We start from the raw sequence: 13,933 nt of genomic DNA, 5'->3' as shown, positions 1-13,933 counted from the left end.
CAGCGCCTTTTTCACCCTTGCTCTGTCAGAGACTCGAAAGCGCCGACACCACCAGCAACAGTGCCATGGCGTAGTTGAACATGCGCATCTTCGCCGCCGAGCGCAGCACTCGCGTCGCCCCCGCGCCAAGCAGCGCCCAGGCCATCAGGCAAGGCAGGGCGATCAGAAAGAACAACAGCGCGTGGATGGCGTAGCGGCCAGCATCCGCGTTGGTGCCGCTGAACACACCAACCACTGCCAGCGCCATCATCCATACCTTCGGATTGACCAGCTGCAAACCGGCAGCGCCCAGCGCCCCGAGGCGGCGGATGGCTGCGGCGGCCTCGACAGGGTCGGCCGGGCTACGGGCAATCTGCCAGGCCAGATAGAGCAGCCACGCCAGCCCCAGCCACGCCATGATCTGCTGCAGCCGCGGATGACTCAGCAGCCATTCACCGGCACCCAGGCCCACCAGCAGCACAATCATTGCCGCCGCCGCGCAGGCGCCAAAAATGATCGGTACGGCCGCTGCCAGGCCGAAGCGCGAACTGTTACTCAGCACCAGTATGTTGGTCGGTCCCGGGGTGATCGAGGCGACGAAGGCGAACAGCATGAAGGGCAAGAACTGGGTCATGACAGCTGCCTTGTGGATGCGGTCTGGAGCGTAGGTCGCGTGGGTATCTGGGTGACGTCAGGCATGGCGGTCAGCTCCATTCGGTGGCGGATGACCGAATGCTCGCCCTTATGCCTTCAGCGGTCTGGAAGATTCGAGCAGCGCTTGCGGTAGCGTGCGGGCGTAAGTCCGTAGGCACGGCGGAACCAGCGCCCCATGTGGCTCTGATCGGCAAAACCAAGCGTCATCGCCACCAGTGCCGGCGGTTGCCCTGCGGCAAGCAGCAGCCGAGCCTTGGCCAGGCGCAGCTGAACCAGATAGGCATGCGGGGCCAGACCGAAGGCGGCCTTGAATGCCCGTGAAAGGCGAAAGCGATCGACCCCCGTTGCTCGCGCCAGATCGTCCAGCCCCAGATCCTGATCCATATGCGCGTGCAGGTAGTCGCGCGCTCGCAGCGCCACCGCCGGCAGGCGCGGGTCGGCGGCCAGGCGTGGTCGCCAGGAAAGGTGCCGCGCCAGCTTGCCCAGCAATGCATCCAGCGCCGACTGGCGGACGATGCGCAGGTCATGGCTTTGCAGTGCCTGGAAAGCATCGGCGATCACCGCTACCAATGCCGGCTCGCTTGCCAGCGTCTTGGCAAAAGCTGGCTGGCACTGATTGGGCGCATCCTCGAACAATGCGCGTAACTCGCGCTCGACCCAGTACGGATCGAGGTACAGCATCGAATAGGTGAAGCCGCCCTGCGTTGGCGCATGGCCGTCATGAAGCTCGCCGGGTTCGAGCAGAAAGACCTGCCCCGGCGTGCTGCTGTGCAAGGCCTGGCGACAATGAAACTGCTGCACGCCCTGTTCGGTGATGCCGATCAGGTAGCTGTCGTGGAAGTGCGGGTCGTAGGCATGCCCTTCGAAATGCGCACGGATCGTCTCGATGCCGGTTTCGGCATCCCTGTTCAGGTCGATCCAGTCATTGCTGCCCATGGCGGCTCCGGTTACGCAGGGTGTGCCGTGTTCATCTCAGTATTGTCCGTTGGGTCGTAGGCGTCTGGAACATTCGTGCAGCGTTCCAGCCATCGGCCTGGCAAGGACGCGGCTCGACGGGCGGTCTAGAGCGACGCGCGATGATTGATCTGGGTCTAGGCTTGATCCGGTCTGCCCGATGCAGACTCGAACGTCCCAATCAAGGAGCAAGCCCATGACCCAAACCATGAAAGCTGCGGTGGTTCACGCCTTCGGTGAGCCGCTGCGCCTCGAGGAAGTCAAGGTGCCGATGCCCGGCCCAGGACAGATATTGGTGAAGATTGCCGCCTCAGGCGTCTGCCACACCGACCTCCACGCCGCCGAAGGCGACTGGCCGGTCAAGCCAGCCCTGCCGTTCATTCCCGGTCACGAAGGTGTAGGCCACGTGGCCGCCGTCGGCGCTGGCGTCTCGCGCGTCAAGGAGGGCGATCGTGTCGGTGTGCCCTGGCTGTATACCGCCTGCGGTTGCTGCGAGCATTGCCTGACCGGCTGGGAAACCCTCTGCGAGGGTCAGCAGAACACCGGTTACTCGGTGAACGGTGGTTACGCCGAGTATGTGCTGGCGGACCCGAACTACGTGGGCATCCTGCCGAAGAACGTCGAGTTCGACGAGATAGCGCCGATCCTCTGTGCCGGGGTCACCGTCTACAAAGGCCTTAAAGTCACTGGCGCCCGACCCGGGCAATGGGTGGTGATCTCCGGTATCGGTGGTCTCGGTCACGTCGCCGTGCAGTACGCCAAAGCCATGGGGCTGCATGTGGTGGCGGTGGATGTGGATGATGCCAAGCTCGAACTGGCCAAGCGCCTGGGCGCCAACCTGACCATCAATGCACGCACGGAAAACCCGGTGGAAGTGGTGCAGCGCGATATCGGCGGCGCTCATGGTGTGCTGGTCACCGCGGTGTCCAACAGCGCCTTCGGTCAGGCGATCGGCATGGCGCGCCGGCGCGGCACTGTCGCCCTGGTTGGTTTGCCGCCGGGAGATTTCCCGACGCCGATCTTTGATGTGGTGCTCAAGGCGATCAGCATTACCGGCTCCATCGTCGGCACCCGTGCCGATCTGCAGGAGGCGCTCGACTTCGCTGGCGAGGGGCTGGTCAAGTCGACCATCCATACCGACAGTCTCGACAATATCAATCAGATCCTTGATGACATGCGTGCCGGGCGTATCGAGGGACGAGTCGTGATGAAAATGTAGCAACCACACTGAGCGGCCGGCCGACCCGGCCGCTCAGGTTCCTCGCTCAATTCTGAGCCGTTGTCGGCCTGTCGGCTTTTAACCTGCGCAGCATCCCCTCGGCGGCGGCCTTGCCACTGGCGAAGCAGGCGGTCAGCAGGTAGCCGCCAGTCGGTGCTTCCCAGTCGAGCATCTCGCCTGCGCAGAACACGCCGGGTAGCTGGCGCAGCATGAGGTTGGCATCCAGCGCTTCGAACGGCACGCCGCCCGCGCTGCTGATGGCTTCGTCCAGTGGGCGCGGGCGGACGAGGTGGATCGGCAGCGCCTTGATCGCCGCGGCCAGGGCCTGCGGCTGCTGAAAGCTTGCGGCATCGGTCAGCTCGCGCAATAGCGCTGCCTTTACGCCGTCGAGCTTCAGCTGGCGATGCAGGTGCTTGGCCATCGACTGCGAGCCCCGCGGTCTGGCCAGTGCGTCAGCGATCTGCGCTTGGCTGCGATCCGGTAGCAGATCGAGCAGTACGCTGGCAGCACCATCGCGATTGATCGTCTCGCGGATCGATGCCGAGAGGGCATAGACCAGGCTGCCCTCGATTCCCGTGGCGGTGAGGACGAATTCGCCCTTGCGCGGAGTCTCTCCGGGCAGGGCCAGGCTGACCGTCTTCAGCGGTGCGCCGGAGAACTTTTCTGTCAGGTGGGTGCTCCAGCCTGCTACTTCGAACCCGCAGTTGGCCGGCTGCAGCGGTGCGATGCTAATCCCGCGAGCCTGCAGCAGCGGAACCCAGGCGCCATCCGAGCCCAGTCGCGCCCAGCTGCCGCCACCAAGGGCGAGCAGGGTGGCATCCGCCGCGACCAGGCTTTCGCCTTCCGGGCCGGCAATACGCAGTTGGCCGTGCTCATCCCAGCCCAGCCAGCGATGGCGGGTATGCAGATGCACGCCGCTTTCGCGCAGGCGCTTGAGCCAGGCACGCAGCAACGGCGCGGCCTTCATGTCGCTGGGGAAGACGCGTCCGGAGCTGCCGACGAAGGTGTCGATACCCAGCCCGTGGATCCATTCGCGCAGTGCGCCTGGTGTGAAGGCATCCAGCAGCGGGCGCAGCACTTCGGTGCGTTTGCCATAGCGGCCAACGAAAGTGGGGTAGTCCTCGGCGTGGGTAATGTTCATGCCGCCGACCCCAGCGAGGAGGAACTTGCGGCCTACCGAGGGCATGGCGTCGTACAGGTCGACGGCAATCCCCGCCTGGCTCAGCACTTCGGCGGCCATCAGCCCGGCCGGGCCGCCGCCGATGATGGCGACACGATGAGGGGGAACGGGCGGGGTCATAACAGCAGCCTGGCGAACATCACGGGGCGGGCATTGTAGCCGCTGGCGGATGCTCAGCCGAGCCCGTGACGCTCCCAGGCCGCGGCGGCACTGACATGCAAGGTGGCGTGGCGGCGGGCGAGCAGGGCGCGGTCCTTGTCGTAGCCGCCGCCGATCAGCCCGACCACCGGGATGTCACGGCCCAGGCAGTGATCGAGCACAGCGCTGTCGCGTGCTGCGAGTCCTGCATCGGTGAGTGACAGCAGGCCAAGGGCGTCGTCGCGATGCACGTCGACACCGGCGTCATAGAGCACCAGGTCAGGCTGATAGATGGGCAGCAGGTAGTTCAGGGTGTCGTGGACCACCTTGAGGTAGGCCTCGTCGCCCATGCCGGGTGGCAGCGGGATATCCCAGTCGCTGTGGGCCTTGCGGGCGGGAAAGTTCTTCTCGCAGTGCAGCGAGACGGTGATGGCATCGGATACGTTTTCCAGGATGCGCGCGCTGCCGTCGCCCTGATGCACATCGCAATCGAAGATCAGCACACGGCCGACGCGTCCGCTCTCCAGCAGATAGAGCGCAATCACCGCCAGGTCGTTGAAGATGCAGAAGCCCGATGCGTGGTCGCGATGGGCATGGTGGGTGCCGCCTGCCAAGTGGCAGGCCAGGCCATGCTGCAGCGCCTGTTCCGCCGCTAGCAATGAGCCGCCTACCGCGCGTACGGTGCGCTGCGCCAGCTCCGGGCTCCAGGGCAGGCCCAGGCGGCGCAGCTCGTCGCGACCCATCTCGCCGCTGCAGTAGCGCGCGACGTAGTCACGGTCATGCGCCAGGGCGAGAATGTCGTGGCTGCACAATTCGGGGCGCAATAAGGCGGCGTCTGTGGTCAAACCCAGGGCGACCAGATGGTCGCGCAGCAGACGAAACTTCTCCATGGGGAAGCGATGGCCCGGCGGAAGCGGCGGGCTGTAATCATCGTGGAAAACCAGGGGAAGCGACATGAACCACGCGTGTTCGATGGATGTGCGCCGCAGTATGCAGGCTGGCCGTCGGAGCGCTCAAGGGAGCAGGGATTGGCCGAACGAATCGCACTTGAAACATCACGGCTACGGTTGCGTAGCTGGCACGACGAGGATCTGGGCCCTCTGGCGCGGCTTTGTGCCGATCCGGAAGTGATGCGTTACAACCCGTCGCTGCTGTCGCGTGACGAGAGTGCAGCATTACTGGTGCGCAGTCGTCTGCATATTGTTCGACATGGCTTCGGCCTGTGGGCACTGGAGCGCAAGGATAGCGAGGCCTTCATTGGGTATTGCGGCCTGGCCTGGTGCGCTTTGCCTTTGCCGACGCCGGCGGTCGAACTGCTCTGGGCGGTGGCCTGCGATCAATGGGGGCAGGGCCTGGTCCACGAGGCGGCGCACGCCGTCCTGCAATATGCATTTGGTGAACTGGAGCTACCGGAAGTGGTGGCTTGTGCGGCGCAGATCAACGAGCCGGCCAGGCAGCTGATGGAAGGGCTCGGCATGTGCGCAGAGCCGGCCACCTCATTCGGCCATCCGGAGCTGACGCCCGAGCATCCGCTGCACCCTCAGGTGCTATGCCGGCTGCAGCGAGACGATTGGCGACAATAAGCACTGTTGCTGGAGCGTTGACGGCGAAATCCGTAACATGGCGCGCCTGCATGCCCCCTATCAAGGAAGCCGAAATGACTCAGATACTCGACGGCCTGGTCAACTTGCTGACCCTGGAACGCATCGAGGAGAACCTCTTCCGCGGCGCCAGTCAGGACCTCGGCTTTCCCCAGCTGTTCGGCGGCCAGGTGCTTGGCCAGGTGATCTCTGCCGCGAGCCAGACGGTGACGCCGGAGCGCCACGTACACTCGCTGCACGGCTATTTCCTGCGCCCGGGCGACTCACACCAGCCGGTGGTGTATGACGTCGATCGCGTGCGCGATGGCGGCAGCTTCACGACGCGCAGAGTCAGCGCGATCCAGAAGGGGCAGACCATCTTTACCGGCATCGCTTCGTTCCAGGCCGAGGAGAGCGGCTACGAGCATCAGCTGCCCATGCCGGACGTGGTCGGGCCGGACGAACTGCCCAACGAATGGGAGCTGCTGCACAAGCTGTCGCCGATGGTGCCGGAGCGGGTGATGGAGAAGCTGCGCCGGCCCAAGCCCATCGAGATCCGCCCGGTCACGCTGGTCGATCCGGCCAATCCGCAGCCCATCGAGCCGGTCCGCCATTTGTGGTTCCGCGCCGACGGTTCGTTGCCCGACAGCCCGGCGCTGCATAAATATCTGCTGGCCTATGCATCGGACTTCAGTTTCATCGGCACCGCGCTGCAGCCACACGGGGTCAGCTCGTGGAGCAAGTTCATACAGCTGGCCAGCCTCGATCACGCCATCTGGTTCCACCGCGAGGTGAAGCTGGACGACTGGCTGCTGTATTCCATCGACAGCCCATGGGCCGGTAATGCGCGCGGTTTCGCCCGCGGCAGCATCTTCAACCGTCAGGGCCAGCTGGTCGCCTCGGTGGCGCAGGAAGGGCTGATCCGCGTGCGCGAGGACTGGATGTGAAGATCGTCGACGTCCGTCACTGGGTGTTCGACATGGACGGCACCCTGACCATCGCTGTGCATGATTTCGCCGCCATTCGCCGCGCGCTGGAGATCCCCGAGGAAGACGACATCCTGCATCACCTGGCGGCGCTGCCGGCTGACGAGGCCGCGGCCAAGCGCGCCTGGTTGCTCGAACACGAACGCGAGCTGGCCTATGCCGCGCGCCCGGCCGAAGGCGCGCGCGAGCTGTTGCATGCCCTGCGCGAGCGCGGCTGCAGGCTCGGCGTGCTCACCCGCAATGCGCATGAGCTGGCCAAGGTGACCCTGGACGCGGTTGGCATGGGCGACTGTTTTCTATCCGAGGACATTCTCGGCCGCGACGAAGCGCCGCCGAAACCGCACCCAGGTGGATTGCTGCATTTGGCCGAGCGTTGGGATGTCGCGCCGGCGGTGATGCTGATGGTCGGCGACTACCGCTTCGATCTTGAGTGCGCCAGAGCCGCCGGCGCGCGCGGCGTACTGGTCAACACGCCGCACAATGAGTGGCCGGAGCTGACCGACCTGTATGCGCGCAATTGTCGAGTGCTGCACGAGCTGCTGGCTTGAGGCCGGTTCGATAGTGAGAGGCGGCCAAGGCCACTCACACCGTTAACCGTACAAGCCTGCAAATAGGGTGGGCTTTAGCCCACCGATGCTACTGATCTCCGACGCACTGCCCCGGACGCTACTGCGCTAAAGCCGTGCCGCCTTGAAGGTGTCGCAGCGAGCGGGATCGCCGTGCTCGAAGCCGTCGCGGAACCAGCGTACCCGTTGCGCCGAGGTGCCATGGGCGAAGGCGTCCGGCACCACGCGGCCCTGGCTGCGTTTCTGCAGGTTGTCGTCACCGATGGCGTTGGCGGCGTTCAGCGCCTCTTCCAGGTCACCTTCTTCCAGCCAGTCATGCCGCTGCTGCGCATGGTATGCCCAGACACCGGCGAAGCAGTCGGCTTGCAGTTCCTGGCGGACCAACAGACCGTTATCGCCTTCCATCTTCGCGCCACGCTGGCGGGCGCTCTGCATCTGCTGCGAAACACCAAGCAGGGTCTGCACGTGATGGCCGACTTCATGGGCAATTACATAGGCCTGGGCGAAGTCACCGGTGGCAGAGAAGCGTCGGGCCATTTCATCGAAGAACTGCAGATCAAGGTAGACCTGCTGGTCGCCCGGGCAATAGAACGGTCCCACCGCCGAACTGGCGAAGCCGCACGCCGAATTCACCCCGCCGCGAAACAGCACCAGGGTCGGATCGCGGTACTGCGCGCCATGCTGCTCGAAAAGGGCGCGCCAGGTGTCTTCGGTATCGCCGAGCACTGCGCGGACGAACTCGACCTGAGGGTCGTCCCCGGAGGGTCGCTGGCTTGTCTGGGAGACGCTGGAGCCGCCCTGGTTGGCCAGCTGACCGAGAATCTGCAGCGGGTCCTGGCCGGAGAGCAGGCCGACTACCACGACGATGGCGATGCCACCCAGGCCCAAGCCGCCGCCTAGACGCATGCCGCTGCGGCCCCTGGCGTCCACCACGTTGTCGCTGCGTCGGGCGCGATTCCAGCGCATGAGTTGACCCTCTGAACGGTTGGCGGGTTTGGGTTGCTTAGCAGCGAAGCGGCGCCTGCCTCCAGTTGAGACCCGCGCAGTGCGAAAACGCTGCAGCAAAGCGCAGAGTTTTGCTCAGCGAATGGAGGGTCAGTCGCCTGGGTATTCGGAGAGCACGCGTTCCTTGCCATCCTTGCTGACGCCGATGACCTTGAACGCATCCTTGCGCTCACCCAGTTCCATGCCAGGCGAGCCGAGCGGCATGCCGGGAACGGCGGCGCCGATCAGATCGGGTTGCGCGCGCAGCTTGAGGATATCGGACGCCGGCACATGGCCTTCGACGAACTTGCCATCGACCACGCCGGTGTGACAGGAACCGAGTCGATGGGGAATCCGGTGCTCCATCTTCACCGAGGTCATGTCGTTGACGACGTGATCACGCACGGCGAAACCGTTGTCTTCCAGATGCTCGATCCATGCCCTGCAACAACCACAATTGGCATCGCGATAGACGTCGATGGCGATGGGGTCGGCGGCCAGGGCTAAGCCGGTGAGCAGGGAAGGCAGCAGCAGGAAGCGGCGCATGGGATTCTCCATCGGGCGAGAGCCCCAGAATACGCCGGCTCGCGGCCCCGCCCAAGGTGTGGTCTGCGTGCAATTGCCACCGCTGACTTCGCTTTCGGACGTCCGGTCATGTGCTGCAGCGCAGAACGAACCGGCCACGCGACAGTCCTATGCCAACCGGAGTAGCGAGTCGCACATCAGGAGAGTTTTCGATGCGTTTTGCCCGTTTCGTTCTGCTTGTGCAGGCGCTGGTAATGGCCTGCCTGAGCCTGGCCTACTGGTTGCGTCCCTACGAGATGGCCAATCTGAACGGCATGCTGCTGATGGAGGGCGCGTCGGTCAGTCATATGCGCGTCTACTACGGTGGCTTACAGCTGGGATTGGCGTTGTTCCTGATCTGGGCCGCGCGTGCGCCGGAGCGCGCCCGATCCGCGCTGGTGTTGCTCATGCTGACCATGACGGCGCTGGTGCTCGGTCGCCTGGTTTCGCTTTGGCTGGACGGCGGCGAGCTGGTCGGCTTCGATCTGGCTTCGCTGATCTACCGCGTGCTGGCCGCATTGCTCGCCGTGGCCGCTTGGCGCTACATCCGGGAACGCCCGGAGCCTGAACCGGAGCGCATCGAGCCGGCCACTCGCAGGCTGGTCAGTGAGCCACCGAAGCCCTTCAAACTCGGTGACGGACCGCCACCGGTCGAGCCGGCTCCGGCCGATGTCGCCACGCAGCCGTTTCGTCGCGGCGAACCAGGTGCGTAGGCCGGTCAGGCCGCCGCTTCGAGGTAGGCTGAAAGGCTGTTCTGGTCGAGGATCTCGATCCGCCGGCGTTGCACGGCGATCAGCCCTGCGTCGGTCAGGCGATGGAGGATGCGCGACAGGGTTTCCGGTTGGATGCCAAGTTGCGAGGCGATCAGGCGTTTGGGCAGATCAAGGTCGATTACACCGCTGCGCGCCGCGTGCAATTCCTGAAACAGATAGCGCACGACGCGCTGGCAGACATTCGACGAGGTAAGGTTGTCGATCTGGTGCAGGCGCTGGTTGAGTCGTGCGCTCAGGCTGCTGAGCAACTGCATGCATAGTTGTGGTTGGGTCTCGAGCAGGCGCAGGTAATGGCTGTTCTGTACGTTGAGCACCAGGCTTTCCTTGAGCGTAGTGGCGCTCAACGGATGCTCGGGCAGTTTGTTGAACAGCATCGCTTCGGCGAATGCCTCGCCGGGGCGGACCACCTCGATGACCTTCTCCTGCCCGTCGCAGGTGACTCGGTGCAACTTGACCTGGCCACTGATCAGAACGTGAAAGTGCTCGGCCGCATCGCCCTGATGGAACAGCGTGCAGCCGGCCGGCAGGCGCTTGACCGTGGTATGCGTAGCGATGCTTTGCAGCGCCGTTTCGGCGAGCCCGCTGAACAGATGATGACGGCGCAACGTATTGAGTACTGTAGAGCCTGTCAGCATGGCCATCCCCTTCCTTTTGATGAGGGCATGCTAGGTCGCGCGGCGCGACCAAGCCATACCTCTTTCTGGGCAGGGTAGGTAGTGGCTCAGCGACCGCTGCCAGCTAGGCGCTCGTAGTCCAGTGTCAGCTGCTCGATCTTGCGTAGCAGCGAATCACTGGTGGTGACGATCACCGTCGGTACGAAGCGTGCGTCATCCGCGAGGCTGAAACCGGCACGGGCGAAACGCCACTGCGCGCCGATCTGGTCGAGCTGGCGGTTGATCTGCTCGGTGTTCTGCGGCGCCTCGTTCAGCTCTTCCAGCCCGCGCTCGAACTCGGCCACCGCTGCGTCGAAATCACCACGCAGACGCTGCTCTGGCAGCTTCCAACTCATGGCCAGGTAGAGCATGGCGATGCGCTGACTGAGCATGCGCTGCCGGCCGCTGCGGTTGACCAGGCGCGCCGCCTGGTTGCCGCTATGGCGCTCGATTTCCTGCACCAGGGCTTCGCTCTGGCCAAGAAAGCGCTCCGCCAGGCGCAGCAGCTCGGCGGACTGTTCTCGATCCGGGCGGGTGAGCGCGAGCTGGCGATACTGATGCCAGGTCTGCGTGGCCTCCTGCAGCGCCTTGCGCACGCTGTCATTGGGCGCGTAGTCATCCAGCAGTTGAGCGTTTTCCTCGACGTTGGAAATGCTGCTGTCGAGCTGGCCGGCAGCAAGATCGACTCGGGTATCGGTACCGATCATCAGGTAGTTCTTGGCTATCCGCTGACTGAGCATGCGTTGCATGCCGGCACGGTTGATTGCCTCGGCATCGCTGATGGCGGCCTGGCAGGGCAGGCTGGCGGCCAGTAGGCCGAGCACCAGGGAGGTGGGTAACAGAATCTTGAACATGGGCGCTCCTTACGTCTGGCGGGCGCGATGCTGACCGTTTGGTCAGGTCGGTGAGGACGTAACGATAGAGCGCTGTACAGCGATAACATTGATGATCGTCAAGGGGGCGCCAACGCGTGTTCGACGTGAGTAGCTGCGCACAGAAAGAGCGCGGCCGAGGCCGCGCTGCCGTCAGCCCTTTGCTTCGTTCTCCAGCACCCAGACTGCCGCCTCGACGCGCGAACGCAGGCCGAGCTTATGCAGCAGGTTCTTCACGTGAACCTTGACGGTGCCTTCGGTGATGCCGAGCTTGCGCGCGATCATCTTGTTGCTCTGGCCTTTGGCGATCAGGCGCAGCACTTCCTTTTCGCGCTTGGTCAGGCTGGAGAACTGCACCTGTCCGGTAGGCTTGGGACGCACCCGGATCGCTTCGGCAAGCACCTGTGTCAGCTCGGGGCTGAGCGCCATGCGGCCGGTGGCGGCGAGGCGGATCTGTTCGATCAGCTGTTCGGCGTCCATATCCTTCAGCAGGTAGCCGTCGGCACCGTTGCGCAGGGCTTCGAGGACGTGGCTCTGCTCATCGGAGACGGTGAACATGATGATGCGTGCGTCTATATCCACGTCGCGCATGCGGCGGGTGGTTTCCAGGCCATCGATCCCCGGCATGTTCAGATCCATCAGGATCAGGTCGGGCTCGATCTGCTGCGCCAGGCGGATCGCGTCTTCGCCGTTGCCGGCCTCGCCGACCATCTCCAGATCATCTTCCAGTTCAAGCAGATCACGCAGACCCCGACGCATCATGGGATGGTCGTCGACCAGCAGGATTCGTGTGGTTGTCCCTTCATTCATGCGTGACAGGCTCCTGTGTAAGCGGAATATGGCGATAGGCGGGCGGGAATCGCAGGTGTACCGAGGTGCCGCCACCAGCACGCGGGCCGATGCTGATGGTGCCGTTCAGGCTGCTGGCGCGCTCCTGCAGGATGATCAGGCCGTAGTGGCCGGCGCGCTGTTCTTCGGGCCGGATGCCGATGCCATCGTCCTCGATCCTGACGTGGATGGTACCGGTATCGTCCTGGGTCAGGCCCAGCCAGCAGCGGTCAGCCCCGGCGTGCTTGACCACGTTGCTCAGCGCCTCGCGGAGAATCTGCAGGCAGTGCACTTCTTCGTTGGGCGTGAGCGGACAGTGGTCGAGGCGGTAGTCGTTCTCGATCTGCAGACCCGAGTTTGCGCCGAACTCCTCGACGGTCGCCTGCAGCGCGGGTCTGAGCCCTGGCTCGTTGACCTTGATGCGGAACGTGGTCAGTAGCTCGCGTAGCTGTCGGTAGGCCGCATTCAATCCCTGATCGATCTGCTGCACGCTGTCGTCCAGTTGCGCCTGGCTGCTCTCCTTCTGCATCAGGCGTTTGAGGCGCGCCAGCTGCAGCTTCTGCGCGGACAGTGCCTGTGCCAGTGAGTCGTGCAGCTCGCGGGCGATCACCGCACGCTCTTCCATCAGCGCCAGGCGCGCCTGCTTCTGCCCCAGTTGTGCCAGGCTCAGTGACGCGGCGAAGAGGTCAGCCAGGGTCGTCAGCAGCAGCGTCTGCCAGGAAGCCAGCGGCTCGCCGGCCGGGTGTGCGACGCGCAGCGAACCGAGGTCATCCTGGCCGGAGCGCAGCTCGAAGGTCATGAGTTCTTCGCCGCTGGGCAGCCGCCCGGTCTTGTTGACTGGACAGGCGCCACACTGCGGCAGCTTGCAGTAGTCCGGCGGTTGCAGATCGTGGGAGGTCATCGCCGTATGGCTGCCGGCCTCGGCAGAATGGTTCAGGCATAGCGAGATCGGCCCGGTGCCGAGGATCTGCTGCATCTTGGCCAGTAGCGAGCCCATCATCTGCGACGGATCGTCCGGCTGGCTGTAGAGCATCCGCGCGCTGTTGAACAGCAGCTGCAGGGTGGCGTTACTTCGGGTCAGGGCGGCGGTTTTCTCGTCGACCTTCTGCTCCATTTCCGCATAGAGCCCGGCCAGCTCCTGGCCCATCTGGTTGAGCGTGCGAGCCAGCAGGCTCAGCTCGGTATCGCCGGGAATCTGAACCTTGCCGCTGAAGTCGCCCTTGCCGATGTCGCGCGCCATCTTGGTCAGGCTGCGCAGCGGTGAGGCCAGGTTGTTGTGCAAGCCGTAGATCAGCACGAAGGCGATCAACACGATAACGAACAGGGTCCCGGCCTGCAGCGCGCGAATGACACCGAGCTTGCCTTCCGAAGCTTCCTGCAGGCTGCGCACGAACGCGTCCAGCTCGCTGACGAACTCAGGTGCCTCCTGACGATAGTCATCCAGTTGCGCGGGTTGTGAATCGAGCAAGGGGCGCATGCGTTCCTGCCAGTGTTGCAACACGCCGGCATGCAACCCCGGCAGCGGGGTATTTCCGTGCCGGTGCAGTGCAGAACGCAGCGAGGACGAGCGCAACGTGCGTTCGAGCGTCTCGATGCGTTCGTGGAGCAATTCCTGAGTTCCGTGTTCGGCAGTGAATGCCAGCCGATAGGCTTGCATTCGCAGGCTCCCGGCCTGGTTGATCGCTTCGGCGTCGCCTTCCAGGGCGTCGGCCAGATACAGGCTGGCAAGCATGCTGACCAGCGAAAACCCGATGATCACCACGAAGGCCACCAAGGTGTTGAACACGATCGAGTGGCGGGTGGAGAGCTGGTCGCTTTCGGACAGGGGCATGGTCGAATCGTCGGTTTTGGCGGTGCCTCATTCTGCGCTTTGTGGCACCGGCTGGCCATGGCGGGGGATGTACTCCCAATGCATTTACATCCATTTCATACGCGGCCGGCGCTGCGTTTGTTGCCAGTTAACCTATTGATATATAAAGAAATTACCTGGCGTACGGGTGATA

Annotated in this window: 15 protein-coding genes; 5 read left to right on the top strand and 10 right to left on the bottom strand. The window is 64.1% G+C overall.

Annotated features, from left to right (window positions below):
• Positions 1–25 precede the first annotated feature (25 nt).
• Together SM130_RS17895 and SM130_RS17890 are read right to left on the bottom strand one after the other, a co-directional pair.
• On the bottom strand, positions 26–613 hold the full coding sequence (locus tag SM130_RS17895; protein ID WP_102824723.1) for a LysE family translocator: 588 nt from the start codon (positions 611–613) through the stop codon (positions 26–28).
• 116 nt (positions 614–729) lie between these two features.
• The gene (locus tag SM130_RS17890; protein WP_102824724.1) at positions 730–1,569 is read right to left on the bottom strand and encodes an AraC family transcriptional regulator; all 840 of its coding nucleotides are present in this window, start codon (positions 1,567–1,569) and stop codon (positions 730–732) included.
• 214 nt (positions 1,570–1,783) lie between these two features.
• Between SM130_RS17890 and adhP the strand changes: the two genes are divergently transcribed.
• Complete coding sequence (gene adhP, locus SM130_RS17885; protein ID WP_102824725.1) at positions 1,784–2,806, top strand: alcohol dehydrogenase AdhP; 1,023 nt, start codon at positions 1,784–1,786, stop codon at positions 2,804–2,806.
• A gap of 46 nt (positions 2,807–2,852) precedes the next feature.
• Here adhP and SM130_RS17880 read toward each other — a convergent pair whose 3' ends face one another.
• Together SM130_RS17880 and SM130_RS17875 are read right to left on the bottom strand one after the other, a co-directional pair.
• Positions 2,853–4,106, bottom strand: a complete 1,254-nt coding sequence (locus SM130_RS17880; RefSeq protein ID WP_102824726.1) for a TIGR03862 family flavoprotein — start codon at positions 4,104–4,106, stop codon at positions 2,853–2,855.
• Between the two features lie 53 nt (positions 4,107–4,159).
• Positions 4,160–5,080, bottom strand: a complete 921-nt coding sequence (locus tag SM130_RS17875; protein ID WP_102824727.1) for a histone deacetylase family protein — start codon at positions 5,078–5,080, stop codon at positions 4,160–4,162.
• 72 nt (positions 5,081–5,152) lie between these two features.
• Here SM130_RS17875 and SM130_RS17870 point away from each other — a divergent pair, with 72 nt between their 5' ends.
• The 3 genes from SM130_RS17870 (at position 5,153) to SM130_RS17860 (ending at position 7,238) form a co-directional block, all read left to right on the top strand.
• Positions 5,153–5,707 carry a GNAT family N-acetyltransferase gene (locus SM130_RS17870; RefSeq protein ID WP_102824728.1) on the top strand — a complete coding sequence of 185 codons (555 nt, stop codon included), beginning with the start codon at positions 5,153–5,155 and terminating at the stop codon, positions 5,705–5,707.
• Positions 5,708–5,781: 74 nt separating this feature from the next.
• On the top strand, positions 5,782–6,651 hold the full coding sequence (gene tesB / locus SM130_RS17865) for an acyl-CoA thioesterase II (RefSeq protein ID WP_102824729.1): 870 nt from the start codon (positions 5,782–5,784) through the stop codon (positions 6,649–6,651).
• Positions 6,648–7,238: an HAD family hydrolase gene (locus SM130_RS17860; RefSeq protein WP_102824730.1), complete on the top strand. Its 591-nt coding sequence runs from the start codon at positions 6,648–6,650 to the stop codon at positions 7,236–7,238. Before tesB ends, SM130_RS17860 begins: the two co-directional genes overlap by 4 nt.
• Positions 7,239–7,364: 126 nt before the next feature.
• Here the strand turns inward: SM130_RS17860 and ypfJ are convergent, their stop codons facing one another.
• Positions 7,365–8,222 (bottom strand): KPN_02809 family neutral zinc metallopeptidase, encoded by an 858-nt coding sequence (gene ypfJ, locus SM130_RS17855; protein WP_102824731.1) that lies wholly within the window; start codon positions 8,220–8,222, stop codon positions 7,365–7,367.
• A gap of 129 nt (positions 8,223–8,351) precedes the next feature.
• Complete coding sequence (locus SM130_RS17850; protein WP_102824732.1) at positions 8,352–8,786, bottom strand: DUF411 domain-containing protein; 435 nt, start codon at positions 8,784–8,786, stop codon at positions 8,352–8,354.
• 191 nt (positions 8,787–8,977) lie between these two features.
• On the opposite strand from SM130_RS17850, the gene SM130_RS17845 reads away from it, so the two are divergent.
• Positions 8,978–9,517: a DUF4345 domain-containing protein gene (locus tag SM130_RS17845; protein WP_102824733.1), complete on the top strand. Its 540-nt coding sequence runs from the start codon at positions 8,978–8,980 to the stop codon at positions 9,515–9,517.
• 5 nt (positions 9,518–9,522) lie between these two features.
• Here SM130_RS17845 and SM130_RS17840 read toward each other — a convergent pair whose 3' ends face one another.
• The 4 genes from SM130_RS17840 to SM130_RS17825 form a co-directional block, all read right to left on the bottom strand.
• Positions 9,523–10,218, bottom strand: a complete 696-nt coding sequence (locus SM130_RS17840; protein WP_102824734.1) for a Crp/Fnr family transcriptional regulator — start codon at positions 10,216–10,218, stop codon at positions 9,523–9,525.
• 80 nt (positions 10,219–10,298) lie between these two features.
• The gene (locus SM130_RS17835; RefSeq protein ID WP_102824735.1) at positions 10,299–11,084 is read right to left on the bottom strand and encodes a type IV pili methyl-accepting chemotaxis transducer N-terminal domain-containing protein; all 786 of its coding nucleotides are present in this window, start codon (positions 11,082–11,084) and stop codon (positions 10,299–10,301) included.
• A gap of 171 nt (positions 11,085–11,255) precedes the next feature.
• On the bottom strand, positions 11,256–11,864 hold the full coding sequence (narL, locus tag SM130_RS17830; RefSeq protein WP_256044928.1) for a two-component system response regulator NarL: 609 nt from the start codon (positions 11,862–11,864) through the stop codon (positions 11,256–11,258).
• Between the two features lie 40 nt (positions 11,865–11,904).
• On the bottom strand, positions 11,905–13,761 hold the full coding sequence (locus SM130_RS17825) for a type IV pili methyl-accepting chemotaxis transducer N-terminal domain-containing protein (RefSeq protein ID WP_256044920.1): 1,857 nt from the start codon (positions 13,759–13,761) through the stop codon (positions 11,905–11,907).
• Positions 13,762–13,933 lie beyond the last annotated feature (172 nt).

The sequence above is a fragment of the Stutzerimonas stutzeri genome (assembly GCF_038561965.1).
Lineage (GTDB): Bacteria > Pseudomonadota > Gammaproteobacteria > Pseudomonadales > Pseudomonadaceae > Stutzerimonas > Stutzerimonas stutzeri_AA.
This window is presented reverse-complemented; position numbering and strand designations above follow the sequence as displayed.